The organism is Xenorhabdus lircayensis (assembly GCF_016306625.1).
Classification (GTDB): Bacteria; Pseudomonadota; Gammaproteobacteria; order Enterobacterales; family Enterobacteriaceae; genus Xenorhabdus; species Xenorhabdus lircayensis.
In genome coordinates this window covers 60,414-87,252 of the sequence record NZ_JACOII010000038.1, presented here as the reverse complement: position 1 = coordinate 87,252, position 26,839 = coordinate 60,414, and the positions used below count along the sequence as shown (strand labels likewise).

33 protein-coding genes are annotated in these 26,839 nt (G+C 46.1%); 19 read left to right on the top strand and 14 right to left on the bottom strand.

All coding sequences use genetic code 11. The features are described from left to right. Positions 1 to 131: 131 nt before the first annotated feature. The 3 genes from rpsI to zapE all read right to left on the bottom strand — a co-directional run bounded on the left by rpsI (position 132) and on the right by zapE (position 2,355). Complete coding sequence (gene rpsI, locus H8A87_RS10915) at positions 132 to 524, bottom strand: 30S ribosomal protein S9 (protein ID WP_010847761.1); 393 nt, start codon at positions 522 to 524, stop codon at positions 132 to 134. 15 nt (positions 525 to 539) lie between these two features. Beyond that, positions 540 to 968, bottom strand: a complete 429-nt coding sequence (rplM, locus tag H8A87_RS10910; RefSeq protein ID WP_012990147.1) for a 50S ribosomal protein L13 — start codon at positions 966 to 968, stop codon at positions 540 to 542. Positions 969 to 1,227: 259 nt separating this feature from the next. Beyond that, a complete protein-coding gene (zapE, locus tag H8A87_RS10905) occupies positions 1,228 to 2,355 on the bottom strand; it encodes a cell division protein ZapE (protein ID WP_198689995.1) in 1,128 nt (375 codons plus the stop codon). 219 nt (positions 2,356 to 2,574) lie between these two features. On the opposite strand from zapE, the gene zapG reads away from it, so the two are divergent. From zapG to degS, 3 genes are all read left to right on the top strand, one after another. Next, the gene (gene zapG, locus H8A87_RS10900) at positions 2,575 to 2,979 is read left to right on the top strand and encodes a Z-ring associated protein ZapG (protein WP_198689994.1); all 405 of its coding nucleotides are present in this window, start codon (positions 2,575 to 2,577) and stop codon (positions 2,977 to 2,979) included. A 293-nt stretch (positions 2,980 to 3,272) separates the two neighbouring features. Continuing rightward, positions 3,273 to 4,652: a serine endoprotease DegQ gene (degQ, locus tag H8A87_RS10895; RefSeq protein ID WP_198689993.1), complete on the top strand. Its 1,380-nt coding sequence runs from the start codon at positions 3,273 to 3,275 to the stop codon at positions 4,650 to 4,652. A 110-nt stretch (positions 4,653 to 4,762) separates the two neighbouring features. Continuing rightward, complete coding sequence (degS, locus tag H8A87_RS10890; protein ID WP_198689992.1) at positions 4,763 to 5,824, top strand: outer membrane-stress sensor serine endopeptidase DegS; 1,062 nt, start codon at positions 4,763 to 4,765, stop codon at positions 5,822 to 5,824. A gap of 120 nt (positions 5,825 to 5,944) precedes the next feature. Here the strand turns inward: degS and murA are convergent, their stop codons facing one another. The 7 genes from murA to mlaF form a co-directional block, all read right to left on the bottom strand. Further along, a complete protein-coding gene (gene murA, locus H8A87_RS10885; protein ID WP_198689991.1) occupies positions 5,945 to 7,207 on the bottom strand; it encodes a UDP-N-acetylglucosamine 1-carboxyvinyltransferase in 1,263 nt (420 codons plus the stop codon). 57 nt (positions 7,208 to 7,264) lie between these two features. Next, positions 7,265 to 7,519, bottom strand: coding sequence for a BolA family iron metabolism protein IbaG (ibaG, locus tag H8A87_RS10880; protein ID WP_198689990.1), 255 nt, complete (start codon positions 7,517 to 7,519; stop codon positions 7,265 to 7,267). Positions 7,520 to 7,651: 132 nt separating this feature from the next. After that, entirely contained in the window at positions 7,652 to 8,020 is a 369-nt protein-coding gene (mlaB, locus tag H8A87_RS10875; RefSeq protein ID WP_198689989.1) for a lipid asymmetry maintenance protein MlaB, read from the bottom strand. Position 8,021: 1 nt separating this feature from the next. Continuing rightward, a complete protein-coding gene (gene mlaC, locus H8A87_RS10870) occupies positions 8,022 to 8,651 on the bottom strand; it encodes a phospholipid-binding protein MlaC (RefSeq protein WP_198689988.1) in 630 nt (209 codons plus the stop codon). Between the two features lie 33 nt (positions 8,652 to 8,684). Next, the gene (mlaD, locus tag H8A87_RS10865; protein WP_198689987.1) at positions 8,685 to 9,197 is read right to left on the bottom strand and encodes an outer membrane lipid asymmetry maintenance protein MlaD; all 513 of its coding nucleotides are present in this window, start codon (positions 9,195 to 9,197) and stop codon (positions 8,685 to 8,687) included. A 4-nt stretch (positions 9,198 to 9,201) separates the two neighbouring features. Further along, positions 9,202 to 9,984 carry a lipid asymmetry maintenance ABC transporter permease subunit MlaE gene (mlaE, locus tag H8A87_RS10860; RefSeq protein ID WP_198690034.1) on the bottom strand — a complete coding sequence of 261 codons (783 nt, stop codon included), beginning with the start codon at positions 9,982 to 9,984 and terminating at the stop codon, positions 9,202 to 9,204. 10 nt (positions 9,985 to 9,994) lie between these two features. Then, entirely contained in the window at positions 9,995 to 10,798 is an 804-nt protein-coding gene (mlaF, locus tag H8A87_RS10855; protein ID WP_198689986.1) for a phospholipid ABC transporter ATP-binding protein MlaF, read from the bottom strand. A 231-nt stretch (positions 10,799 to 11,029) separates the two neighbouring features. Between mlaF and H8A87_RS10850 the strand changes: the two genes are divergently transcribed. The 13 genes from H8A87_RS10850 (at position 11,030) to rnk (ending at position 20,654) form a co-directional block, all read left to right on the top strand. Then, positions 11,030 to 12,007: a calcium/sodium antiporter gene (locus H8A87_RS10850; protein WP_198689985.1), complete on the top strand. Its 978-nt coding sequence runs from the start codon at positions 11,030 to 11,032 to the stop codon at positions 12,005 to 12,007. Positions 12,008 to 12,055: 48 nt separating this feature from the next. Next, positions 12,056 to 13,024 carry an arabinose-5-phosphate isomerase KdsD gene (kdsD, locus tag H8A87_RS10845; protein WP_198689984.1) on the top strand — a complete coding sequence of 323 codons (969 nt, stop codon included), beginning with the start codon at positions 12,056 to 12,058 and terminating at the stop codon, positions 13,022 to 13,024. A 41-nt stretch (positions 13,025 to 13,065) separates the two neighbouring features. Next, the gene (kdsC, locus tag H8A87_RS10840) at positions 13,066 to 13,629 is read left to right on the top strand and encodes a 3-deoxy-manno-octulosonate-8-phosphatase KdsC (RefSeq protein WP_198689983.1); all 564 of its coding nucleotides are present in this window, start codon (positions 13,066 to 13,068) and stop codon (positions 13,627 to 13,629) included. A gap of 18 nt (positions 13,630 to 13,647) precedes the next feature. Beyond that, positions 13,648 to 14,241, top strand: a complete 594-nt coding sequence (gene lptC, locus H8A87_RS10835) for an LPS export ABC transporter periplasmic protein LptC (protein WP_198689982.1) — start codon at positions 13,648 to 13,650, stop codon at positions 14,239 to 14,241. After that, entirely contained in the window at positions 14,222 to 14,761 is a 540-nt protein-coding gene (lptA, locus tag H8A87_RS10830; RefSeq protein WP_198689981.1) for a lipopolysaccharide ABC transporter substrate-binding protein LptA, read from the top strand. Before lptC ends, lptA begins: the two co-directional genes overlap by 20 nt. A gap of 6 nt (positions 14,762 to 14,767) precedes the next feature. Further along, positions 14,768 to 15,493 (top strand): LPS export ABC transporter ATP-binding protein, encoded by a 726-nt coding sequence (gene lptB, locus H8A87_RS10825; RefSeq protein WP_198689980.1) that lies wholly within the window; start codon positions 14,768 to 14,770, stop codon positions 15,491 to 15,493. A gap of 70 nt (positions 15,494 to 15,563) precedes the next feature. Further along, positions 15,564 to 17,024, top strand: a complete 1,461-nt coding sequence (gene rpoN, locus H8A87_RS10820; protein WP_198689979.1) for an RNA polymerase factor sigma-54 — start codon at positions 15,564 to 15,566, stop codon at positions 17,022 to 17,024. A gap of 23 nt (positions 17,025 to 17,047) precedes the next feature. Then, entirely contained in the window at positions 17,048 to 17,335 is a 288-nt protein-coding gene (hpf, locus tag H8A87_RS10815; protein ID WP_198689978.1) for a ribosome hibernation promoting factor, read from the top strand. Between the two features lie 149 nt (positions 17,336 to 17,484). After that, a complete protein-coding gene (ptsN, locus tag H8A87_RS10810; RefSeq protein WP_198689977.1) occupies positions 17,485 to 17,952 on the top strand; it encodes a PTS IIA-like nitrogen regulatory protein PtsN in 468 nt (155 codons plus the stop codon). Positions 17,953 to 17,991: 39 nt separating this feature from the next. Continuing rightward, positions 17,992 to 18,843 (top strand): RNase adapter RapZ, encoded by an 852-nt coding sequence (rapZ, locus tag H8A87_RS10805; protein ID WP_047768744.1) that lies wholly within the window; start codon positions 17,992 to 17,994, stop codon positions 18,841 to 18,843. 30 nt (positions 18,844 to 18,873) lie between these two features. Next, positions 18,874 to 19,146 (top strand): PTS phosphocarrier protein NPr, encoded by a 273-nt coding sequence (gene npr, locus H8A87_RS10800; RefSeq protein WP_198689976.1) that lies wholly within the window; start codon positions 18,874 to 18,876, stop codon positions 19,144 to 19,146. Between the two features lie 238 nt (positions 19,147 to 19,384). Beyond that, complete coding sequence (locus tag H8A87_RS10795; RefSeq protein WP_232370181.1) at positions 19,385 to 20,041, top strand: alanine racemase C-terminal domain-containing protein; 657 nt, start codon at positions 19,385 to 19,387, stop codon at positions 20,039 to 20,041. A 202-nt stretch (positions 20,042 to 20,243) separates the two neighbouring features. Then, entirely contained in the window at positions 20,244 to 20,654 is a 411-nt protein-coding gene (gene rnk, locus H8A87_RS10790) for a nucleoside diphosphate kinase regulator (protein ID WP_198689975.1), read from the top strand. Positions 20,655 to 20,704: 50 nt separating this feature from the next. Here rnk and pmbA read toward each other — a convergent pair whose 3' ends face one another. Beyond that, positions 20,705 to 22,048, bottom strand: coding sequence for a metalloprotease PmbA (gene pmbA / locus H8A87_RS10785; protein WP_198689974.1), 1,344 nt, complete (start codon positions 22,046 to 22,048; stop codon positions 20,705 to 20,707). Positions 22,049 to 22,245: 197 nt separating this feature from the next. On the opposite strand from pmbA, the gene yjgA reads away from it, so the two are divergent. The 3 genes from yjgA (at position 22,246) to H8A87_RS10770 (ending at position 24,380) form a co-directional block, all read left to right on the top strand. After that, positions 22,246 to 22,782, top strand: a complete 537-nt coding sequence (gene yjgA, locus H8A87_RS10780; protein ID WP_198689973.1) for a ribosome biogenesis factor YjgA — start codon at positions 22,246 to 22,248, stop codon at positions 22,780 to 22,782. 198 nt (positions 22,783 to 22,980) lie between these two features. Next, positions 22,981 to 23,913, top strand: a complete 933-nt coding sequence (locus H8A87_RS10775; RefSeq protein ID WP_198689972.1) for a D-2-hydroxyacid dehydrogenase family protein — start codon at positions 22,981 to 22,983, stop codon at positions 23,911 to 23,913. A gap of 107 nt (positions 23,914 to 24,020) precedes the next feature. Beyond that, positions 24,021 to 24,380: a hypothetical protein gene (locus H8A87_RS10770; RefSeq protein WP_198689971.1), complete on the top strand. Its 360-nt coding sequence runs from the start codon at positions 24,021 to 24,023 to the stop codon at positions 24,378 to 24,380. 221 nt (positions 24,381 to 24,601) lie between these two features. Here the strand turns inward: H8A87_RS10770 and H8A87_RS10765 are convergent, their stop codons facing one another. Genes H8A87_RS10765 through tldD form a run of 3 tightly spaced genes read right to left on the bottom strand, consistent with a single transcriptional unit; the run spans position 24,602 to position 26,836 of the window. Beyond that, the gene (locus H8A87_RS10765) at positions 24,602 to 24,871 is read right to left on the bottom strand and encodes a barstar family protein (protein ID WP_198689970.1); all 270 of its coding nucleotides are present in this window, start codon (positions 24,869 to 24,871) and stop codon (positions 24,602 to 24,604) included. A gap of 4 nt (positions 24,872 to 24,875) precedes the next feature. Next, on the bottom strand, positions 24,876 to 25,349 hold the full coding sequence (locus tag H8A87_RS10760) for a ribonuclease domain-containing protein (protein WP_198689969.1): 474 nt from the start codon (positions 25,347 to 25,349) through the stop codon (positions 24,876 to 24,878). A 41-nt stretch (positions 25,350 to 25,390) separates the two neighbouring features. Beyond that, positions 25,391 to 26,836, bottom strand: a complete 1,446-nt coding sequence (gene tldD / locus H8A87_RS10755; RefSeq protein ID WP_198689968.1) for a metalloprotease TldD — start codon at positions 26,834 to 26,836, stop codon at positions 25,391 to 25,393. Positions 26,837 to 26,839: the final 3 nt, after the last annotated feature.

Genomic DNA, 26,839 nt, shown 5'->3' with positions numbered 1-26,839 from the left:
TTGCTTTAATACGCTATTTTTTCAAAAAATAGGGAATTATCAAATACTGAAAAACCCGAGAGGATAAAAAAACCCGCCATAAAAATGACGGGTTTTCAACATTAATCCAATGCCACAACAGTGGCAATAAATTAACGTTTGGAGAACTGTGGACGACGACGTGCTTTGCGCAGACCCACTTTTTTACGTTCAACTTCACGAGCATCGCGAGTAACGAAGCCAGCTTTGCGAAGATCAGAACGCAGAGTCTCGTCATAAGCCATCAGTGCACGGGTGATACCGTGACGGATTGCGCCTGCCTGACCAGAAATACCACCACCTTTAACAGTGATGTACAGATCCAGTTTGCCCAGCATTTCAACCAGCTCAAGTGGTTGACGAACAACCATACGCGCAGTTTCACGACCGAAGTAAACTTCGAGGCTGCGTTGGTTGATTACGATGTTACCGCTACCTGGCTTAATAAAGACACGAGCGGAAGAGCTTTTGCGGCGACCAGTGCCGTAGTATTGATTTTCAGCCATTGCCTATAATCCCGATTAAATGTCCAGAACTTGTGGTTGCTGTGCCGCGTGGTTGTGCTCGCTGCCCGCGTAAACTTTCAGTTTACGGTACATTGCACGACCCAGTGGCCCTTTTGGCAGCATGCCTTTAACCGCGATTTCAATGACACGCTCAGGACGGCGGGCAATCATCTCTTCAAAGGTCGCTTGCTTGATACCACCGATGTGGCCAGTGTGATGATAATAAATTTTGTCAGCACGTTTGTTGCCAGTTACAGCAACTTTTTCTGCGTTAACAATAATGATGTAATCACCGGTATCAACGTGCGGAGTATATTCCGCTTTGTGCTTGCCGCGCAGGCGACTAGCTATTTCAGTTGCAAGACGGCCTAAAGTTTTGCCGTCTGCGTCAACAACATACCAGTCGCGTTTTACGGTTTCTGGTTTAGCTGTAAAAGTTTTCATTAAAGCTTACCCAATTATAAGTTACACGTTGGTGAACACTCGATGTTCAGAAACTGTTTTTTTGAGGTTCACACGACTCATGTCCAGCAAACCTACCCCTTCGAATAGCCTATGCCGGCACTAATGCAAGTTTTTGGGAAAAAAATCTTGCTGTAACGTGGGGTCGCAAGATTATAGAGAAGTCATCGTAAAAAATCGACCCCAAATTCAATAATTATCCCGTTGGTTGATGTTGTTTGCATTTATAACGGGAAATATATCAGGGTAAATGGGGAAGTTTCAGGTACTCCTCGCTTTGCATTTCCTGTAATCGAGACAGGCAGCGTCGGTATTCAAACGTCAGCAATTCCCCCTGATAAATCTGCTCCATCGAGACTTCGGCATTGATGATGAGTTTCACACGTCGTTCATAAAATTCATCAACCAGTGCAATGAAACGTCGGGCCGCACTTTCATCCAATTCTGTCATAATCGGCATATCATGCAGCAGAACGGAATGATAAAATTTCGACAACGCAATGTAATCCAAATGGCTGCGGGGATCTTCGCACAACGTTTTGAAATAGATGGCTAACACTCCGTCAACACAACTGATTGCCGGCATACTGCGATGATTTATCTCTAATACCGGATTGGGTTCACCTTCCCGCCCAGCAAGACGTTGGAACATGTGGTGCATCTCCTGCCGATTCTCTTCCGACAGTGGTGTCAGATAGAGGTGTGCTTGCGTGAGTGTCCGTAATCGGTAGTCAATCCCCGCATCGACATTCATGACATCGCAATATTTTTTGATTTGCTCAATAGCAGGGAGAAACCGCGCACGCTGCAACCCATTTCGGTATAGTCCATCAAGTGGAATGTTGGATGTTGCCACCAATGCAATTCCCCGTGCAAACAACGCTTCCAGCAATGTGCCGAGGATCATGGCATCCGTAATGTCAGATACAAAAAACTCATCGAAACAGAGTATATCTGTCTGCGCCTTGAAGCCATCAGCCACCACTTCCAACGGGTTTTCATGCCCTTGTAAAGTCGTTAATTCTTCATGTACCCGCAACATGAAACGGTGAAAATGGAGGCGCAATTTTCGCTCAGTAGGCAGACTCTGGTAAAACATATCCATCAGCCACGTTTTTCCTCGCCCGACACCTCCCCACATATAAAGCCCCTGAACTGGTCGACACGACTCGGGGGCGTGTCGACCAAACAACTTGCCCAACATTCCTTTCAGCCCATTAGATTTCGGAGAATGGCAAGGGCGTGCGTTGATAAGCTCGCGATGAATAATATCCAGGCGTGCAACGGTATTGCGCTGTACATCGTCAGGTTGATACTGGCCGTCAGACAACGCAGCTTGATAGAGAGATGAAGGTGTAATCGGTGACATGAAAGTGACAATCCTTAAAATTTTTTATTCTCAGCACGTATGACATTTTACTGACAAGAGTCGCGCCAATTTCTTCTGATTTCAGTTCATTATGGACACATGCGCAGGGTATATAAATTAATTAAATAATAATCAATATTCCACTCTGACTAAATTAACGGTTATAGTGGTAGTAATGATATTGCAGAACAATGATGTTACTAAAGGAGTTGAGTTGCTATGACTTGGGAATATGCACTGATCGGATTAATCATTGGTTTTATCGTCGGCGCACTGGCTGTCCGTTTTGGCAGCTCAAAGCTACGCCAACAAAATGCACTACAGGCAGAATTGGAGAAAAACCGAGCTGAGTTGGAAGAATACCGCAAAGAGCTGGTCAGCCATTTCGCCCACAGCGCTGAGTTACTTGACAATATGGCTCGCGATTATCGTCAGCTGTATCAACACATGGCCAAAAGTTCTAACGAACTGATGCCTAACATGCCAATACAGGATAATCCTTTCAATTATCGTCTGAGCGAATCCGAAGCCGAGAAAAGTAAAATAGCGGCGGAAATGCCTCCACGAGATTATTCTGAAGGTGCATCTGGTCTATTCCGCCCTATTCAAGATAAAAAACAGTAATAGACCTTGCCGTGGTAACAATCGATGCCACGGCCCACCAGTGATATCTTTCACCTAGTGGAAGAAGTTTTGTTCTTTATTTTTAATTCACGTAAATGCCTGTAAAGAAATTCTTTGAAACGACATTATTAGTGAACTTTGCTGAATCATCGGTAGTCATAACAGCATCGAAACAATTATGCTTAGAGCCTATCCAATAAGCGTAATCTCTGGAGGAGGTAAACTCCCCCGACAGGATAGGCCCCTTAAGTACGATTTCCCTTTCTAGCTTAGGTATTAAGAGAACGTATTCAATGAAAAGAAAAAACACATTGCTCAGCGCACTCGCTATCAGTATTGGATTGTCTTTAGCTTCGGTTCCAATGGTAAGTAATGCAGCCTTACCTGCTGCAATAGCCTCTCAGGAATTGCCCAGTCTCGCCCCCATGCTGGAAAAAGTGCTTCCTTCTGTTGTCACTGTGCATGTCTCAGGTACTGAAGTGCAAAACCAGCAGCTTCAATTACCGGAAGATTTCCAATTCTTCTTTGGGCCAGGTTTTCCTCCACAAGAACAGAGAAGCCGTCCTTTCAAGGGATTGGGCTCTGGCGTTATTATCAGCGCAGATAAAGGTTATGTGCTGACCAATAATCATGTCATTGAAAATGCGAATAACATACGCGTTCAATTAAACGATGGCCGTGAATATCCTGCGAAACTTATCGGGCGTGATCCACAGACTGACATCGCACTTTTACAACTGAAAGATGCCAAGAACCTGACTACCATCAAGTTCGCTGATTCCGACCAACTGCGCGTCGGGGATTATGCCGTTGCAATCGGCAATCCATTTGGATTAGGGCAAACCGTCACATCGGGGATCATTTCCGCTCTTGGTCGCAGTGGCCTGAATTTGGAAGGTTTGGAAAACTTCATTCAGACCGATGCCTCCATTAACCGTGGTAACTCCGGTGGCGCATTGATTAACCTGAAAGGGGAATTAGTCGGTATTAACACCGCTATCATTGCTCCGGGTGGTGGTAACGTCGGTATTGGTTTTGCCATCCCAAGTAATATGGCCAAGAACCTTGCCGCACAGCTCATTGCTAATGGAGAAGTCAAACGTGGCATACTCGGTATCAAAGGAACCGAGATGACAGCAGATATCGCCAAGGCACTCAGCATTGATGCACAGCAAGGGGCATTCGTCAGCGAAGTTATTCCTAAATCAGCAGCCGCTAAAGCGGGTATAAGATCAGGAGATGTACTGGTTTCTTTTGATGGCAAGAGAATTAGCAGCTTCGCTGAATTGCGGGCGAAGATTGGTACAACAGTGCCGGGTAAAGAAGTCAAAATTGGCCTGCTGCGTAAAGGAAAACCTCTCGAAGTCACCGTAACATTGGACAACAGTGATGACCAGTCAACCAAAGCAGAAAAGCTGAGTATCGCCCTTCAAGGTGCAACTCTGAGCAATGGTACAGTGAAAGATACTCAAGGCATCAAAGTGGATTCCATTACTCAGAATTCGCCTGCTGCAATGTCTGGTTTGCTGAAAAGTGACTTAATTGTCGGAGCCAATAATACGCGCGTTCGGAATATCAACGAACTGCGTAAAGTCATTGAGGAAAAACCGTCTGTTATCGCACTGAACGTCTTACGTGGTGACGGTAATGTTTATCTATTACTACGCAATTAATCACTTTAATATTAAAAACGCGATCTAATATTCATTACAGACACAGCATAATACTGTGTCTGTCCGTTTTAATGCTATTCTTCTTTCACCATTTATTACTGAATAATGCCATGCTGATCAAGTTATTGCGCTCTATACTGATAGGTTTATTGATTGCAGCCATTTTATTGGTCGCTATACCGGCTCTGCGCCCCAATGGCTTAAAAAAACTCCTGAACAGTAACAACAGCAGCGATAAAATTTACAGTTTCAGCCAAGGAGTTCGACGGGCGGCCCCCGCCGTTGTTAATATTTATAGCGGCAGCATGGGCAGTTTTTCCCATGAAAGCCGGGAACTCCGACCCTTGGGTTCTGGTGTCATTATGAGTGAGCAGGGTTATATTCTCACGAATAAGCACGTCATCAATAAGGCAGGTTCTATCATTGTCGCGCTGCAAGACGGTCGTTTTTATGAAGCATTGCTAGTCGGCTCAGATGGCCCAACGGATCTGGCAGTCTTAAAAATTAATGCCATAAACCTTCCCGTGATTCCAATAAATCCTCAGCGAGTGGCCCATGTGGGAGATGTCGTGCTGGCGATCGGTAATCCGTACAATTTGGGGCAAACCATCACGCAAGGAATTATCAGCGCAACTGGGCGCATTGGCCTCAGCCCAACACGTCGTCAGAACTTCCTGCAAACAGATGCGTCAATTAATCAGGGCAACTCCGGCGGGGCTTTGGTGAATACATTAGGGGAATTAGTCGGTATTAATACGTTGACGTTCGATAAGTCAGAATTTGGTACAACACCTGAAGGGTTGGGGTTTGCCATTCCAGCAAAACTGGCTACAACAATCATGCAGAAATTGATCCGTGACGGGCGAATCATCAGGGGATATATAGGCATCGTCTCCAAAGAATTACCCTATATTCGCTCATCAGGCAGTGATATCAATCAAATCCAAGGCTTGCGTGTTTTTCAAGTTACACCGGACGGCCCTGCTAAAAAAGCCGGTATCAAGGTGGGAGATATCATCACCAGCGTCAATCATCAACCTGCAATTTCTCCCATCGAAACCATGGATCAAGTCGCTGAGATCCGCCCAGGCAGCGTTGTGCCTGTCACCGTACTGCGTGATGGCATTACCCTCAACCTTAACGTCACAATTGATGAGTATGATGATTACTAAAACTATCGCTCAAAAAGTTATTGTTCAGAAGCTATTGTTCAAAATCTATCGTTCAAAAACTATTGTTCACGGCTCTAATTTCCCTCGCCCGCATTGAGCGAGGGAAAGCATTAATTACGCTTAGTCAGTTGACTTAATACGCTCAATATTCGCCCCAAGACCACGCAGCTTATCTTCAATGTGCTCGTAACCGCGGTCGATATGATAAATGCGGTCAACAACTGTGGTTCCTTCAGCAATACAGCCTGCCAGCACTAAACTTGCAGAGGCGCGCAAATCAGTCGCCATCACCTGAGCGCCTGATAATTTTTCAACACCGTGGCACAACACCGTATTACTCTCAATTTCTGCCCGAGCGCCCATACGAATCAATTCTGGAATGTGCATGAATCGATTCTCAAAAATGGTTTCAGTAATCATGCCTGCACCATCAGCAACCATGTTCAATAAGCTGAATTGAGCCTGCATATCAGTTGGGAAACCCGGATGCGGTGCCGTGCGGAATGTCACTGATTTAGGACGCTGACCGTGCATATCAAGACTAATCCAATCCTCTCCGACTTTGATATCCGCCCCCGCTTCACGTAGTTTAGCTAAAACAGCATCCAGTGTATCTGGCTTGGCATGGCGGCAAATCACCTTGCCGCGGGAAATCGCAGCAGCCACCAAGAAAGTGCCTGTTTCAATACGATCAGGCAGTACGCGATAAACACCACCACCCAAACGCTCAACACCCTCAATCACAATGCGATCAGTACCTGCACCACTGATTTTTGCTCCCAATATATTGAGGAAATTAGCCGTATCTTCAATTTCAGGCTCACGTGCTGCGTTTTCAATGACCGTTGTACCTTCCGCTAATGTTGCTGCGGTCATGATGGTAACTGTTGCCCCAACACTGACTTTGTCCATGACAATGTTGGCGCCTTTCAAGCGGCCATTCACAGAAGCTTTGACATAACCTTCATCCAGCACAATTTTCGCGCCAAGCTGCTCCAACCCGGAAATATGGAGATCAACAGGACGGGCACCAATGGCACAGCCGCCCGGCAAAGAAACCTGCCCTTGACCAAAGCGCGCCACCAACGGCCCCAATGCCCAGATGGAAGCCCGCATTGTCTTGACCAGTTCATAAGGGGCACAATATTCGTTGACCTCACTGGCATCAACAAAAACAGAACCATTACGTTCCACTTTCGTTCCCAAGCGATTGAGCAATCTGATGGTGGTATCAATATCTTTCAATTCAGGAACATTTTGTAATTCAACTGGCTCTTCTGCCAGCAACGCTGCGAACATAATTGGTAATGCGGCATTTTTTGCCCCGGAAATAGTAACCTCTCCCGACAGGCAAGTAGGCCCTTTCACGCGAAATTTATCCATCTATCATAATTCTCTTGTTTAATTCAAAGTGTGCTGTTCGCGGCGAGGCAAACAGCCTCAAAATCCCTGAAGCTTGCGGTCGCGCTGCCACTGTGTGGGAGTATAGGCCTTGATTGACAACGCATGAATACGGTTATCAGCAATGTATTCCATTAGAGGAGCGTAAACAGCCTGCTGTTGTTTGACACGGCTCAGGCCATCAAAAACCTCACCAACAACAATAACCTGAAAATGGCTGCCATCACCGCTAACGATAACTTCATCAAGTACCAATTTTTCCATCAGTACTTTTTTAATTTCCTCTATTTCCATAATTTGCTCACATTCATCATTAGAAAATAATAGTAGACGCCTATCCTAATGGAATCCAGACGACTCTTAAACCAAGAAAAACGCCCCTGTAAGACGATGGCTTACAAGGGCGTTGATTATCGAAAGAAGGAATTACGCTTTGGATTGATTATCGTCAAGAAGACTTTGCAGACCATACAGCGCTATCAACGTCTTAAAGCGTTCCCCTATGCCTGAAAGTGTCAGAGCCCTGCCACTTTGCTGACACTCTCCCTTTAGGCGGACAAACAGGGCCAGCCCCGTCGAGTCCACATGGCTAAGTTGGGAAACATCAATATTGTCGATCTCCTCCAGCACATGGTCTTTTTGCTGCCAAAGAGGAAGCAAGCTATCGCGATCCAATGTGCCTTTCAGGAACAGCGTATTTCCCGCTTTTTCCCAACTAACAGTGTCTTTGCTGGTCATTTCCTTATTGACCATTTCCTTATTAACTATGCTGCTATCAAGAGTACTCTTTTCCATATCACTTTTTCTTTTCTAAAGTGATCGGCGTTTTCGCGCTGATAGCCAATTGTTCGGTCAGACCATCAATGCCTTTCTGACGCAGGATCTCCGCCCATTCATTCTGCTTGGTCGTGATCATGCTCACGCCTTCTGCGATCATGTCGTAAGCCTGCCAATAACCTGTCTTACTGTTTTTACGCCATTGGAAATCCAGACGAACCGGCGGCTGCCCATTAGGATCAGTAATAGTGACACGAATAGCCACTATAGTCTTATCGCCCAATGGCTGTTCTGGTGCAATCTGGTAATTTTGACCGTGATACATCGCCAAAGCCTGACCATACGCCTGCTCCAGATAGGTTTCAAACGCCTTGAAATAAGCTTCACGCTGTTCAGGCGTCGATTGTTTGTAGTAAGGCCCCAGAACCAGTGCCCCGGCATATTTTGCCTGCACATAAGGCAATAGTTCTTGACTCACAATCTGGCGCAAAACTTCTGGATTTGCCTGAATCTGCGGTTGATCGTTCTTCAAACGGGTAAACGTTTTTTCCGCCGCATCTTTCATCAATGCGTAGGGATTCGTTTGATCCGTAGCGCTGGCCAATGGCGAAACCACCAGCAACGCAACCATGAGTAATCGCTTAAACATAACTGTTATTTCTCCTAAACAGTGGATTGCTGGTTAGTGTGCTTGTTCAGGCGCCACAGCGGATTTTTCCTGGTTTCCGCTACCGCCCTTATACAAGAACTGACCAATCAAGTCTTCAAGTACCATAGCAGGCTTGGTATCCTCAATACGATCTCCATCTTTCAACATGAAAGTACCCAAATTAGGGTCATCAAACCCGATATTGAGTGCGATATATTGTTCCCCCAACAGCCCTGAGGTTCGGATAGAAAGCGAACTGGTATTTGGAATATTGTCGTATTGCGTGAAAACATCCAGCTCAACTTGTGGCGTATAAGTTTTGTGATCCAGCCAAATTTTCTCCACGCGACCAATCACCACTCCGCCAACTTTCACCGGTGAACGTACCTTTAGGCCACCGATATTGTCAAATGCGGCATATACACGATAGGTTGTCTGACTGCCGAAGGAACGAATATCCGCAACTTTCAGACATAAAAAGATAATTGCAGCCAACGCAATCAAGACAAAAGCCCCAACCCAAATTTCATTTTTCTTGCTTTGCATCGAATTAGTTCCCAAACATCAGTGCTGTCAGCACAAAATCTAAACCCAATATCGCCAACGACGCATGAACTACTGTGCGCGTCGTCGCCCTGCTGATCCCTTCCGACGTTGGGATAGCGTCATAACCATTGAACAATGCAATCCACATTACCGTGATAGCAAAAACGACACTCTTGAGAAAACAGTTGAGCAAGTCTTTCTGCCATTCCACCGCAGACTGCATAGACGACCAGAAAAAGCCACCATCAATGCCTTTCCAATCTACACCGACTATCGCGCTTCCCAGGATCCCAACCGCAACAAAGATCAGTGACAGCAAAGGCATGCTGATAAAGCCAGCCCAAAAACGTGGAGCAATGACGCGACGCAGCGGGTCAACAGCCATCATCTCCAGACTGGAAATCTGTTCCGTGGCTTTCATCAAACCAATTTCTGCGGTCAGGGCTGAACCCGCCCGACCCGCAAACAGTAACGCAGTCACTACAGGCCCCAACTCACGCAGTAGTGATAACGCCACCATCATGCCGAGGCTGCCCTCGGCACTGAATGTGGTCAAAACCAGATACCCCTGCAATGCCAGAACCATGCCGATAAACAACCCTGAAACCACAATGATCAGCAGTGATTGAACACCGACCCTATAAAGTTGCTGACACAATAGTTTCCATTGCTTGGCAGGCTCTGGTTTACCCATAATTGCACTGAACAGCATGAAACCGGCACGCCCGAATGAGGCCGCAACCTCAATCGCACGCCTGCCCAGCGCCACCAATGCCCGTGTTAACATCAACATTCCATTATCCTAATAACTCAGTTTTGTAATCCCCGGCGGGGAAACGGAAAGGTACTGGCCCATCAGCGATACCATCAAGAAATTGCCGTACCCGTTGATCCTGATTCGTTCTCAACTGTTCTGGTGTACCTTCTGCGATCACTTTCTGTTCAGCCACAATGTAAGCATAATCGGCAATACTCAGCACTTCAGGCACATCGTGGGAAACCACAACACATGTAACACCAAGAGCATGATTAAGCTCATCGATCAGTTTCACTAAAATACCCATTGTGATAGGGTCTTGACCGACGAACGGTTCATCAAACATGATTAAGTCAGGATCAAGTGCAATCGCTCTCGCCAGTGCCGCTCGCCTTGCCATACCACCAGACAATTCCGATGGCATCAAGTACGCCGCACCACGCAGCCCCACAGCTTCCAACTTCATCATCACAGTCGTGTGAATCAACTCTTCAGGCAGTTGGGTATGTTCACGCAAGGGAAAAGCCACATTGTCAAAAACATTCAGATCGGTGAACAAAGCACCTGACTGAAATAACATGCTCATTTTCTTGCGGGCAGCATAAAGGCGTAGACGGGACAATGCCGGAATATTATCGCCATCAAACCAGATTTCACCGCGTTCAGGGCGAATTTGCCCTCCAATCAGACGCAGCAGGGTGGTTTTTCCTATACCGGAAGGCCCCATGATGGCGGTAACTTTTCCTTTCGGAACGGTCAGATTAATATCAGCAAAAATCAGGCGTTGGCCTCGGGTGAAATGCATGCCGCAGATCTCAATAAGATTTGCTGTTTGTTGACTCATTATTGATAGCCCCTAACCGTTAATAGAACTGTCTTCATTACTATATTTAAATAAGCAGTGATGCATACTACAAAAAAATTGCCCAATTTGCGTTAGCAAAGTTGTGACAAATTTTACTTTTTATCTCTTGACCGTCAGAATGTATAAGTCTAGCTGAATAAACATTTCATGTTTAAAAATCAACCATTATTAGCATTATGCTCGGAATAAATCTTATTTAAGGCACACTCCATGTTTCTGACTATTGTACTGCTCATTATCGGGTTGATTTTACTGGTGTATGGTTCCGATAGATTAGTTTATGGTGCTGCGGTTTTTGCCCGCGCCCTAAAAATTTCCCCTTTTATTATCGGCTTGGTCATTATGGGAATCGGAACCTCGCTGCCAGAGCTGATGGTGTCAGTCACAGCAATTTTAGACGGGCTGCCAGACATGGCAGTCGGCAATGCGATTGGTTCCAATATTACTAACCTGTTGCTGATTACAGGAGCGGCGGCCTTCATTCGGCCGATCACGGTGAAATCAAATATCCTGCGGCGGGAAGTGCCCCTGATGCTGGTGGTCACCGCATTTGCAGGATATCTGTTATCCAACGGCTACCTAAGCCGTCTGGATGGTATCCTTTTATTGCTTTCCGCTCTCTTCTTCATCGCACTAATGATCAAAATGACAGCGTTATCCCAGCAAGACGGTGTTGATAGTTATACTCAGGAACGAAATTCAGAATTGCCTGTCGAAGGCAACAAGGGAATTGCGCTTCTCTGGGTCGTTTTGGGCTTAATTATCCTCCCTATTTCTACTCGTATGGTGATTGACAATGCCACCGTCATTGCGCGTATTTATGGTGTGAGCGAACTGATCATCGGCCTGACCATTCTTGCCGTGGGAACCAGCCTGCCCGAACTCGCCACCGCCATTGCGGCAGCCATAAAAGGTGAGAATGATATGGCAATGGGCAATATCGTTGGCTCGAATGTGTTCAATGTCACCCTCGTCTTGGGTATCCCCGCCATACTTTCTCCCAGTGTTATTTCACCTGCGGCCTTTTCCAGAGATTTTTGGGTCATGATGGCAGCCAGTGTACTATTCACAGTATTCTGTCTAGGAAGAAAGCATCGATTGAACCGATTGAACGGCATTTTGTTATTAAGCTGTTTTGTCGCCTATTTTGTCGTACTTTTTGTTTCTAACTATTACAGTACTGAATGACAGTACTAAGTAATTTCCGATTGAGTGGGAAAAGAGTGGGAAGTAGAAATGTCTAAAATCGATTTTCAGCAAGCAGGTAAAAAAGTATTACACATCGAACTCGACGGGCTGGCAGATCTGGAACAGCACATTAATGACGATTTCAACCAAGCCTGTGAATTAATGTTTGGTTGTGAAGGAAAAGTCATTGTCATGGGGATGGGGAAATCCGGTCACATTGGGCGAAAAATCGCGGCGACATTTGCCAGTACCGGCACTCCCTCTTTCTTTGTCCATCCTGGCGAGGCCAGCCACGGCGATCTCGGCATGGTGACATCAAAAGACATCGTGCTGGCAATCTCCAACTCTGGTGAATCAAATGAGATTCTGGCCTTGGTTACTGTTCTAAAGCGACAAAAAGTTCCGCTGATCTGCCTGACAAACAATAGCAGCAGTAGCATGGGAAAAGCCGCGGATGTCCATTTGTGCATTAAAACCCCACAGGAAGCCTGCCCATTGGGACTGGCGCCAACCACCAGTACCACAGCAACACTCGTCATGGGAGATGCCTTGGCTGTTGCCCTCTTGCAAGCCCGTGGTTTTACTGCCGAAGACTTCGCCCTCTCCCATCCCGGTGGCGCACTGGGGCGCAAACTTCTATTGCTGGCCAGTGATTTAATGACCACCGGTGATGATATTCCCCATGTTTCCCATACCGCAACTCTGCGTGAGGCTTTGGTGGAAATCACCCGTAAGAAACTGGGTATGACGGTTATCTGCGATGATGACATGCAGATCAACGGTATTTTTACCGATGGCGATTTGCGTCGTGTTTTCGATATGGGAATCGATTTAAACAACGCAGAAATCTCTGATGTCATGACCACCGGCGGCATCCGAATCAAACCCAATGCACTGGCTGTTGACGCCTTAAATCTGATGCAATCACGCCACATCACTTCGCTGCTGGTCACAGAAGGGGACAAATTACTTGGCGTATTACATATGCACGACCTTTTGCAGGCCGGAGTCGTGTAAAGCGAGTAAACTGATGGTATAAACCTTAAGAGAATTCCTTAATGAGTCAAAAAGAGTATCTGGACACCTGTTATGGCCCAGTTAACAAAGCTGTTATCGAAAAAGCCAATAAAATTCGCCTTCTGATTTGTGATGTTGATGGCGTAATGTCTGATGGGTTGATCTATATGGGCAATGAAGGCGAAGAGCTGAAAGCCTTTAATGTTCGTGATGGTTATGGCATCCGTTGCTTAATCACCTCCGGTATTGAAGTTGCTATCATTACTGGCCGGAAAGCAAAATTGCTGGAAAATCGCGCAGAAACACTCGGTATTACACATCTTTACCAAGGCCAGAACGATAAGATTTTGGCGTATCAAGAACTGTTGGATAAACTAGCGTTACAGCCAGATCAAGTTGCCTATATTGGTGATGACCTTATTGACTGGCCTGTCATGGCACAGGTTGGGTTATCTGCTGCGGTTGCTGATGCCCATCCACTGCTGTTGCCAAAGGCAGATTATGTGACTCGGATTGCAGGCGGTCGTGGTGCAGTCAGGGAACTTTGTGATTTGGTGCTCTTCGCTCAGAATAAGCTGGAAGATGCCAAAGGGTTATCCATATAAATTAAAACTGAAAAAAGAATGAGCAAAATTCAATCCTGGCTGATCGCAATATTGGTACTGATCGCGCTTGCGCTGATTGGCTGGAATTTATCGAATGTAAATGATGATACCTCATCGCCCATCGTGGATGACGGTTATCCTACTTATCAAACACAAGAAGCCATCACTTTTGTCTATGACCCAGAAGGTAAACTGGCTTACAAACTGGTCGCCGATGATGTCAAAAATTATGCGGAAACGAAACTGACTTGGTTTACCAAGCCCGTATTGACAACATTTGATCCAAATGGCACCCCCGGAGCACCAACAGCCACATGGACAGTACGCGCCAATAAAGCCAAACTGACCGATGATAAAATGCTTTACCTGTATGGGGATGCCCAAGTGGAGAGCCTGACCGATGCATCACAATTGCAGCGGATCACAACAGACAATGCGACCGTCAATCTTATAACACAAGATGTCGCATCCGATGACCAAGTCACTCTTATTGGCGTCGGTCTGAAATCTGTTGGCATGAAAATGCGTGGCAATCTGCGAAACAAAACTGCTGAACTGATTGAAAAGGTGACCACTCAATATGAGATTCCACATGAACAACCTAATCCGTAATACCGTTATTGCCAGTACACTTTTTGCAGTCAGCCTGCCCGTACTGGCCTTGAAAGATGATACGAAAAAGCCCATTACCATCGACTCCGCAAGACAGTCTCTGGATTTAACGGGGAACATTGCCACATTTACGGATAATGTTACTGTGAAACAAGGCTCAATCGATATTCATGCTGATAAAGTCGTTGTCACACGCCCAGAAGGGGATGCGAAGAAAACCGTCATGGAATCCTACGGTAATCCAGCCACTTTCTACCAATTGCAGGATGACGGCAAACCCATCAAAGGGCATGCATCAAAGATGCGTTACGAGATGGATAAAGAACTGATTACGCTGACGGGTAACGCCTATCTTGAACAACTAGACAGTAATATTAAGGGCGATAAAATCACTTATCTGGTGCCAACACAGCAAATGGAAGCCTTTAGTGATAAAGGTAAACGTGTTACCACTGTCCTGTTGCCTGCCCAGCTACAGGAAAAAGGCCCAAGCGATGATGTTCACAAAAAGAGTAAATAACGACTTATGGCAATACTAAACGCAGAAAACCTAGCAAAGGCATATAAAGGCCGTAAGGTCGTTGAGAACGTCAGCCTGGAAGTTAAGTCAGGAGAAATTGTTGGCTTGCTTGGCCCGAATGGCGCAGGTAAAACCACCACTTTCTACATGGTCGTTGGCATTGTTCCACGTGATGCAGGCTCCATCACCATTGATGAAGAGGACATCAGCCTGCTGCCTCTGCATGAACGCGCACGCCGCGGAATAGGCTACTTGCCACAGGAGGCCTCTATTTTCCGTCGTCTCAGCGTATTCGATAATTTAATGGCCGTCCTTGAGATCCGCAAAGACCTCAATCAGGAACAACGAAGAGTACGCGCGGAAGAGTTGATGGAAGAATTTCATATCGCTCACCTGCGTGATAGCCTTGGACAATCACTTTCTGGTGGTGAACGCCGTCGTGTGGAAATTGCCCGTGCGCTGGCTGCCAATCCAAAATTCATCCTGTTGGATGAACCTTTTGCTGGCGTTGACCCGATTTCCGTACTGGATATTAAAAAGATCATTCAACACCTGCGGGATTGTGGTCTGGGTGTCCTGATTACTGACCACAATGTCCGTGAAACACTGGATGTCTGCGAACGTGCCTATATCGTCAGTCAAGGTCATTTGATTGCCCACGGCACGCCTGATGACATTCTGAATAACGAGCAGGTCAAACGCGTCTATCTGGGTGAAGGCTTCCGCCTGTAATTCACATTCTTCTGTCAGGCGCAATCCAAGGGATCATTCAGGCTAGATTTAAGGAGAAAGTGGTAACTCTATGAAGCAAAGTTTGCAACTCAGGCTCAGTCAACAATTGACGATGACGCCACAACTCCAGCAAGCTATCCGTTTGTTGCAACTTTCTACACTTGAGCTTCAGCAGGAGATCCAACAAGCTCTGGAAACAAACCCGCTGCTTGAACAGGATGACCTGCATCAAGAAGTGGACAGCCCTGAAATAGATAGTCAGGAGCTTCCTGAAACGGATTTTGACACAGAGACGATGGATACCCGCGAAGCACTTGAACAGAAGGAGATGCCTGACGAGCTGCCACTGGATACCAGCTGGGATGAAATTTACACCACTGGTACGTCTTCAGGAACCAGCAGTGATTACAACGCTGATGACTTCCCCGTTTATCAGGGAGAGACTACCCAGACTCTGCAAGATTATCTGATGTGGCAGGCAGAATTAACGCCGTTTACCGAAACGGATGCTGCCATTGCCACTTCAATCATTGATGCCATTGATGATACTGGCTATCTGACCGTTTCTACCGAAGAGATCCTTGACAGCATCGGTGATGATGAACTGACACTGGAAGAAGTCGGAACCGTTCTCAAACGCATACAACACTTTGATCCGATTGGGGTAGCTGCCCGTGATTTACGTGAATGCCTGCTTATCCAGCTTTCAATACTGCCAACAGAGACCCTTCACCTGAACGAAGCTAAACTCGTTGTCAGCAAATATCTTGAGTTACTGGGTCATCGGGACTTCCGTAATTTATTACGCCAAAGCAAATTAAAAGAAAACACACTGAAAGGAGCGATTGATATTATTCAATCACTGGAGCCGAAACCGGGGTTGATCGTCAATACCGGTGAATCCGAGTATGTTATTCCAGATGTATTGGCGCAGAAAAAAAATGAAAGCTGGCAAGTCAAGCTAAATACCGATAGCATCCCCCGTCTGCGTATCAACCAACACTACGCAGCACTGGGGCAGCAGACCCATAATGAAAGTGATAGCCTGTTCATTCGCAATAATTTGCAAGAGGCCAAGTGGCTGATAAAAAGTCTCGAAAGCCGTAATGAGACATTATTGAAAGTCGCCCGCTGCATTGTTGAACGGCAACAAGATTTTTTTGAACATGGTGAGGAACACATGAAACCGCTGGTACTGGCTGATATCGCCTATCAGGTTGACATGCATGAATCCACCATTTCCCGTGTGACAACACAGAAATACCTGTATAGCCCACGAGGAATTTTTGAACTTAAATATTTTTTCTCCAGCCACGTCAATACCGATAGCGGAGGCGAAGCTTCTTCTACCGCAATACGTGCTCTGGTGAAAAAACTGGTCGCGGCAGAAAACCCGGCCAAGCCACTGAGTGACAGTAAATTGACCAGCATACTGGCTGAACAAGGTATTCAAGTGGCACGTCGAACTGTCGCAAAATATAGAGAGTCGTTATCCATCCCGCCTTCAAACCAACGTAAAAGACTGGTTTGAACAACACAGAGAAGGAAAACACTATGCAACTCAATGTCACAGGCCACAATATTGAAATCACAGATGCACTACGCAACATTGTGAGCACCAAATGCGGCAAACTGGATCAATATTTCGATAAAATTAATCTCATTCAGGTCATCCTCCGAGTGGAAAAGGTACAGAAAATCGCCGAAGCCACGGTGCATGTTAATGGAGGAGAGTTGCATGCAACCTCAGAGCATGAAGATATGTATGCGGCAATTGATGCACTGGCAGATAAGCTCGCGCGTCAATTGACCAAACACAAAAGTAAATTGAGACAACATTAACAGCTTTCAGGCAACGGGGCCGTCATAAAATTATCACTGTTCTATCTATAACACCGACTATCGTGTTTATAGTCAGGTTCATAGTGCAGTGCATCAATACCGGATGCCTCAAGGCATCTGGTATAACAAGGCCCTAAGTGAATAAAGAAATGAACAACGAAACAGATTTACCACTAAGCTCAGTACTTTCACCCGAATGTACACGCAACAACGTGCCTTGTTCGAGTAAAAAGCGTGCCTTAGAGATTATCAGTGAACTAGCGTCAAAACAGCTTGGATTACCGGAACATACTGTATTCGAAGCCATTCTCTCCCGCGAAAAAGTGGGCACAACAGGCATTGGGAACGGGATTGCAATCCCCCACGGCAAATTGGATAAAGAATGCTCGGATAATGCCGTTGGTGTATTTCTGCATCTGGAACATCCCATTACCTTTGATGCCATCGATAATCAACCTGTTGACTTACTGTTCGCTTTATTGGTGCCATCAGACCAGTGTCAAACCCATTTACACTCACTATCATTGATTGCAAAGCGCCTTGCAGATAAGAATCTCTGCCGTCGCCTGCGTTCAGCGCAGAGTGACGAAGAACTATACAGAATCATTACTGAATAAATAGCGATTACAATTATAAACATTTAGGGGAGTCGCCTCATGGTGCTGATGATAGTCAGTGGTCGTTCAGGTTCCGGAAAGTCCGTTGCTCTGCGTGCGCTGGAAGATATGGGATTCTATTGCGTGGATAACCTGCCGGTCGTGTTGCTGCCAGAATTGGCAAACACGCTGGCTGAACGCGATATTTCGGCTGCGGTTAGCATCGATGTCAGAAACATGCCGGAGTCGCCAGAAATCTTCGAAGAAGCTCTAACCCAATTACCTGACAGTTTCTCACCACAGCTGCTGTTTCTTGATGCGGATCGTAATACTCTGATCCGCCGCTACAGTGACACGCGTCGTTTGCACCCACTATCCAGCAAAAATCTGTCATTGGAAAGTGCGATTGACCAAGAAAGCGATCTGCTGGAACCCCTGCGTTCACGCGCCGACTTGATCATCGACACATCTGAAATGTCCGTTCATGAACTGGCAGAAATGCTCAGGACACGTTTACTGGGTAAACGGGAACGTGAACTGACCATGGTGTTTGAATCTTTTGGCTTCAAACATGGCATCCCAATTGACGCGGACTATGTTTTCGATGTGCGTTTCCTGCCAAACCCTCACTGGGATCCTAAGCTACGCCCAATGACTGGCCTGGATCGCCCTGTTGCGGCATTTTTGGATCGCCATACAGAAGTGCATAACTTCATTTACCAGACCCGCAGTTATCTTGAGCTTTGGCTCCCCATGCTGGAGACCAATAACCGTAGCTACCTGACTGTCGCCATTGGTTGTACTGGTGGTAAACACCGTTCTGTCTATGTTGCTGAACAGTTGGCAGATTATTTCCGTTCTCGTGGCAAAAATGTGCAGTCACGTCACCGTACACTGGAAAAACGTAAATAGCGTAATCAATAGCAAGCAATGAAGTAAAGCATGACAGTCAAACAACGGCTTGAGATTAAAAATCGGCTTGGTATGCATGCCAGACCTGCAATGAAACTGCATGACCTTGTGCAGCAGTTTCAATCGCAGGTCATTCTGCGCAACAGCAATAATATTCAAGCTGAGGCCAGTAGTGTGATTGCCATGCTCATGCTGGATTCAGAGCAAGGCAGTTATATTGAGGTTGAAGCTACAGGGCCAGATGAACAACAGGCGCTGGCGGCTATTGTTGAACTCTTTAATTCTGGTTTTGATGAAGATTGACACCTTTCTCCCCACTCTTCCCTCTCACTTTTTTCTTGAATACATAATAACCATCAACAATATTCTGACAGCAGAATTTCTCCTATATCTTGATAAAAAAGAACTAATTCCCTAACCAATCGCTAAAATCAAACATCAATTGGTATCGGTTCGCGATGAACCAGATTTGGCACTACCACGTATATTGCTAACATCCTCCTAATTCCTATTTTCCGCCCAAACATTACACAGTATTTCTTTGATTAACCTAAAACTGGTCGGTATGATGAGCCACCATGCTCTCACCGATCTGGATGCAATCCGTTCAAGTATCAAGAATTTCAAAGACCAAACTTCTTGGTTGATCAAAACTGCCAACCTGAAAAGAGATGAAATCACTCTGCACGCATCAAGCTCTTTTGCATCAATGAGCATCCCAGAAGCACAATTTGATATGGTACGCGTCGGTAGTGCACTTTACGGCATTCTGACCACCAGCCATCCAGAATACAAGCCACTGATTGAAGTAAAAACCCGTGTTGCTTCTGTTAAGTCATACCCTCAAGGCAATGGTGTTAGCTACAACAACACTTACGTCCTGAAACGTGATTCCAAACTCGCCAACCTGCCAGTTGGTTTCTCTGATGGTTTAAGCTCCAGCATGTCAAACAAAGCCTATGTCTTGATCAATGGTCACCGTGCGCCAATTGTTGGCAGCATCTCCATGAACACGGCCATGGTAGACATTACTGATCTGCCTAACGTGAAGGCTGGCGATGAAGTTGTGATCTTCGGTAAACAAGGTAACGACGAAATCACCCAGTCTGATATCCAGAAATGGAGCGGTATGCACGTTGTTGAGTTATCTTCCATTTGGGGAGAAACCAACCCAAAAATCGCTGTTAAAGGCCTCTAATCAGCAGCTCCAATGATGTCTGGTTATTTTTAATCTATGTTAATGAGCCTTATCTCATTAACAGCGCAAAACAGTTCGTGATCATGATCTCTTTATTTTCACGACAGAACAGCCTAATATCACTTTAATTACTTTTAAAATAACACCCCCCTCCTTGTGACGCGGGGTGTTATTTTGTATTGAGCCTAATTTGGAGCGTGGTATGACAAAACCTAAAATCATTATCAACGAACTGGACGCCGAACGTTTAGATTCGCTGTTGGAACAGCCTGCATTTGCTAATACCAGCATCGCGGAGGCTCTGAATGAAGAACTAGATCGAGCGGAAATCGTGCCCCCAGTAGATATCCCAGCTGATGTTGTCACAATGAACAGTGAAATTCGCTTTATTGACCTAGGCAGCAAGGAAGAACGTGTTCGCACACTGGTCTATCCTGCTTCTCTGCAAGACAGCACCAAACACCTGTCAGTTATGGCTCCTTTGGGTGCCGCACTTCTGGGGCTGCGGGTGAATGATGAAATAACGTGGGAATTGCCAAACGGTGAAAAAACCCGAATAAAAGTATTAGAAATAATTTACCAACCAGAAGCCGCAGGTGAATATCACCGCTAGCTCCCAGCCAGCTCAGTTACACCGAACTGGCTGCTGTTGATTGAGTATCCCTATTGACCAGCGATACTCATTTCCGGCAACAACACCGAGCCGCACTGAATATTACTGCGTGTTTCGATATCATTACCGATTGTCACCATATTCGCCCACATATCTTTCAAATTGCCTGCGATGGTGATCTCACTAACTGGATATTGAATCTCGCCATTCTCGACCCAAAAACCGGATGCGCCACGGGAATAGTCCCCTGTAATCGCACTAACGCCTTGCCCCATCAGCTCGGTGACGATCAGGCCTGTTCCCATTTCGCGCAGTAAACTGGCAAAATCCAGCCCTTGACCCGCGATATGCCAGTTATGAATTCCACCTGCATGACCCGTATTCACCATCCCCAATTTACGGGCAGAATAAGAAGTCAGTAGCCAAGTCTGCAAAACACCATCTTTAACGACATCACGTGGCGTTGTACGCACACCTTCACTGTCAAATGGTGTAGAAGCCAACCCCCGCAGCAAATGAGGCTGCTCGTCAATGGTCAGCCATGAAGGCAAAATCTGTTTACCCAAACTATCCAGCAAGAAAGAAGACTTACGGTAAATACTGCTACCGCTGATCGCACCAACCAGATGGCCAAACAAACCTGTTGCCACTTCCGCAGAAAAGATAACAGGTGCTTTCATCGTTGGTAACTTACGTGCGCCCAGACGGGAAAGCGTCCGGCGAGCACACTCCTGTCCAACCCACTCAGGCGATTTCAATTCGTCAATATGGCGGCTCACGGTATAAGCATAATCTCGCTCCATATTGCCATCTTGTTCAGCAATCACACAGCTCGATATAGAATGACGACTTGAACAGTAACTTTGCAGCATACCGTGACTATTGCCAAATACCCGAATACCATAATGACTGTTGAAACTACCGCCTTCGGTATTGGTAATGCGTTCATCTGCCTGCAATGAAGTTTGTTCAGCACGGGCAGCCAACTCAATGGCCGTATCTGCATCCAGATCAGCAGGGTGGAAAAGATCCAACTCCGGTGCCTCGAATGCCAATAACTCTTTATCGGCAGGGCCAGCATAAGGGTCGGGAGAAGTATAGCGAGCGATATCAATGGCGGCCTTAACAGTACGGGCAATCGCTTCTGGGCTGAGATCCGTTGAGGAAGCACTGCCTTTACGCTGCTGGTGATAAACCGTGATCCCCAGTGCGCCATCGCTGTTAAACTCAACATTTTCGACTTCACTGAAACGAGTGCTGACGCTAATCCCCGTGGTTTTATTGACCGCGACTTCCGCAGCATCACAACCGGACTTCGCTAATTCCAGAGCATGGGCAACCGCATCTTCCAATTGCTTACGCTGCTCCGCGATTTGTTGATTGGTGACTATCATTAATTAACCGTAATCCAATGAATTAAGAGAGAATTCGTCAGGAAAAATGCCTAAATTCGGTTCATAACATGAATGCCGAGTGGTAATCAGGCAATTTTCCCAGTTACAATACACAATATTAGGATGTTAACACCCACCGGACGATAGGTCATGCTCCAAAACGCACCTTATCCGGCCTTTTTAGAAGGAAAACGATTATGGCAAAGCAGCCTGAAGATTGGCTCGACAATTATCCTGCTGAAGAGGAAGAAGAAGAGATAATCTGGGTCAGTAAAAGTGAAATAAAGCGGGATGCTGAAATACTGAAAAAGTTGGGAGTAGAACTGGTTGAACTCAGCAAAAATCAACTGGAACGGATTCCTCTGGATGACGATTTGCTGGCAGCCATTGAACTGGCGCAGAAAATCAAACGTGAAGGCCGTCGTCGCCAATTGCAGTTGATTGGTAAACTGCTGCGCGCCCGTGATCCTGAACCGATCACCACTGCGTTGGATAAACTGAAAAACCGCCACAACCAGCAGATCGTTCTATTGCATAAACTGGAAGAGCTGCGTGACAAATTGGTTGAAAGTGATGATGCCTTTGAAGAAGTTGTAGCACTGTATCCACATACTGATCGCCAGCAACTTCGTACACTGATTCGCAACGCTAAAAAAGAGAAGGCGGCCAACAAACCACCGAAATTCTACCGCCAGATTTTCCAATATCTGAAAGAGTTATCGGAATCAGCCTAATCTACTCCCCACCGCCATTTCGTTGAGAATTGGCGGTATTTTCCTCTGAGCCCCCTTCATTACATTAGACTGGATTAAGTTAACATTTTGGATTAAATGTTACAGATACGTAATAAAAAAATAAGATAATCTAGCTTGCTCTAAGCAATCTTCACCCTGCTTCCTAAAATTATAGAAATGACACAAAGGATTACTCAAATGCCGTTAGTTATTATTCCTGATGATTATCAATATGCTACAAAACAAATTCAGGCTTTACATCAGAACAGTGACTTTGAGGTAATTTGCCTCGCTGCCCTTGACCGTGAGCCTAAAGCAGAAGAGCTATTATCCAAAGCTGACGCTCTGATACTGATTCGTGAAAGAACCCTCATTGATGAGAAATTCTTGTCTAAAACTCCCAATTTAAAACTGATCAGCCAGACGGGGAAAGTTGCTTACAATATCGATCTGGAATTATGCAAGCAACGGGGAATTACTGTTGTTGAAGGTGCAGGTTCGCCCGTTGCCGCAGCAGAATTAACTTGGTTGCTAATTCAAAGCTCCATACGTAGATTTACCCCCTCAGTAGAAATGATGAAAAAAGGCCACTGGCAGACTGAATTTGGCGATACCGTCGCGGGCAAAACATTGGGAATAGTAGGTTATGGCAAGATCGGCCAACTTGTTGCCAAGTACGCGCAATCATTTGATATGAAAATACAGGTTTGGGGATCAACTCGTGCCCAAGAGCAAGCCCGCCAAGAAGGATTAATAGTACCAAACTCCCGAGAAGAGTTTTTCCAGACTTCAGATGTCATCACCCTGCATCAACGGTTAGTCAAAGAAACCGCAGGTGGTATCACATTTGCGGATCTAACCAAGATGAAGCCTACCGCACTATTAGTGAATACAGCCCGCTCTGGATTGGTAGAAACAGATGCACTGGAAAAAGCACTCGACTTAGGGACACCTGGTTTTGCTGCATTGGATGTTTTTGATATTGAACCAATCTGGGATAGCAACTACTCTTTATTAAAACGTGATAACGTACTTTGCAGCCCACATATCGGCTATGTCACTAAAAGTTGTTATGACATTTATTTCGAGAGTGCATTTAAAAATGTTGAGAGGTATTTTTCTGGCGATTAACGCCCTGAATCCACCTTGATTATCATCAAAGACTCGTAACTGTCGGCGAAAGCGTCGAGGCCGTTGGTGTTCATCCAAACAAAGAATGGATCTCGCTGCCGTTACGCATGACCACCTCTGGTATCGCTGTAACACTCTCTACTGGTGGCAATGATTACTCCTTTATTTTAGATACGGGTGCCTCAATTTCTATTTTCTGGAAAGATCACCTCAAATCTTTTTTATGGCGTGAGCCGTGCGAAATTTTCGGCGATAAAGCCACCGAGGATGAATTGAAAGCTGTAGATTGCGTATCATTAACTCTAAAGGATACCGGTACAACAAAAGTAAAAACCTCCTCACTTGTGCTCGACGGGGATTTTTCACACCTCTCCTTCGATGGTCTTCTGGGTACGACATTTTTAGAAGAATACGAAATAGTTATCGACTACCCAGGACAACGTTTACTAATAAGAAGAGCGAGGTAAAGCCTAAGCCTAATTGCTATGGTAACTTTGCGCATGGTTTTTACCACTGCATCTCATGTCCGTTCCCCCCTCAGAAGCGTTGAGGACATTTTTAGCACCGACGCTGCTACAAAGCATACCCTATTCCCCGATTGGAACACTATTTCCGCCGCAGACTCCATGAAATCTGAAGAAGACTCCCCGTTTCAACAAAACGGGGAGTCGTAACAAAAGGAAAAAGTTCAACTCATCACATTAAACCGTAATTCCCCTTCCAGCTCTTCTTCCGCCTCTTCAAGCAGCAGTACTAACGCCGCAAAGCGCGTTCGTTTCTGCGGCGTTAAGCTGATGAAGCTAATCTCAACCGGCAGCTCAATGCTACCCGTCACGGCATCCCACAGCGCGTCCAAGTTGGAACCAAAATTATCCCCAAGATCGAAGCTCTCTTTGAATTCACGATAAAAAGTGACTAAATCAGAGATCTGGTTAAAATCGAATTCCACCTTTTTCATGTCATTACTCCAGTTGGGTAAAACTTTTGTAGTGATCAACTGTCAGATAAATAAGGTCATCATTAGAGTAGACTAGTCTATCACTGCCTCTGTGCCCACACCGATAATTCACATCCGCTTCAAACCAGTGACGACCACTTGCTGTCGGCAGTTTATTCTCACGGTTGGAGAAACGATCACCACCAATCGCTTGACCCGGCAAAACGTCGCATAAGTTACCTTCGCGAGCATCCCAGCCAAGACGACGGGCTTGCTTCTTCGTAATGTAATAGTCTGGCAATTTGCGATGTAGGCGAAGGTAATCCGCAACACGCTTCTGTTCGGTCAGAACACCAATCGGCTGAGTAGATACCTTCTCTGAAACAATGGTATTTTGCCCTGTTGTATCCGTGCCGAGCGGCCCGATGCTTTTGGCAAAAACAATATACCCAACTGCCAGAACCAATAATACAACCGCTAGAATGATGCTCTTTTTCATGATGACCTCAAGCTATTTTCATTATATTGCTTAAGAAATTATCAGGCTGTTCCACCTACGGTCAGGTTATCCAGTTTCAAGGTTGGTTGGCCAACACCCACTGGTACACTTTGGCCTTCTTTACCACAGACACCTACACCTTTGTCGAGAGCCAAATCATTTCCAACCATTGAAATCTGCTGCATGGCTTCAATACCAGAGCCAATCAAGGTCGCGCCTTTCACTGGCCTGGTGATTTTGCCGTTTTCAATCAAATACGCTTCCGATGTTGAGAAAACAAATTTACCCGATGTGATATCCACCTGACCGCCACCGAAATTCGGGGCATACAGTCCACGATCCACACTAGCAATAATCTCTTCTGGTGTGGAGTTACCCGCCAGCATGTAGGTGTTGGTCATACGTGGCATCGGCAAATGCGCATAAGATTCGCGACGCCCGTTACCCGTCGGAGCCACACCCATCAGGCGAGCGTTGAGCTTATCCTGCATGTAACCTTTCAGGATGCCATTTTCAATCAGTACATTGTATTGCCCCGGAACACCTTCATCATCAATGGCCAATGAGCCACGGCGCCCTTCAATTGTGCCATCATCTACCACGGTACACAGTTCAGAAGCTACTTTTTGCCCAATCTGACCAGAAAAGACAGAAGTACCACGACGGTTGAAGTCGCCTTCTAAACCGTGCCCCACCGCTTCATGCAGCAAAACTCCCGGCCAGCCAGCACCCAATACCACTGGCATCGTGCCCGCAGGAGCCGCAACCGCCGATAGATTGATCAGCGCCATACGAACCGCTTCACGGGCAAATTGTTCTGCCAGAACTTGACCATCTTCAGTTTGCAGGAAATATTCGTAACCGTAACGAGCTCCACCACCACTGGAACCACGCTCACGCTTACCATCTTCTTCCACCAATACGCTAACAGAAAGGCGTACCAATGGACGAATGTCTGCGGCTAATGTGCCGTCTGTTGCCGCCACCAGCACCTGTTCATAAACACCGCTCAAGCTGGCATTGACTTCTTGTACACGGGGATCTTCCGCACGTGCAATTTGATCAACCCGATGCAGCAATGCAATTTTGTCTTCCCGACTCATGCTCTGTAAAGGATCAACCGCGGGATAAAGTGCCTTATATGTCACTGCACCTAACGTATGCACAATGCCATTGCCCGTTTCCCGAACGATGCTACGCGCAGCCTGAGCACTTTGCTGTAGCGCATTCAATGTGATTTGATCCGCGTAGGCAAAGCCCGTTTTTTCCCCACTGACCGCGCGAACTCCCACACCTTGATCGATATTATAGGAACCATCTTTAATGATGCGGTCTTCCAATACCCATGCTTCATGGTAACTGGATTGGAAGTAAAGATCGGCATAGTCCAGACGACGTTCCGCCAATTGACCCAATACAGAAAATAAGTCCTGATGATTTAGATTATTAGCAGCCAGTAAGTGTTCACTGACATAAGTTAAACTCATAGT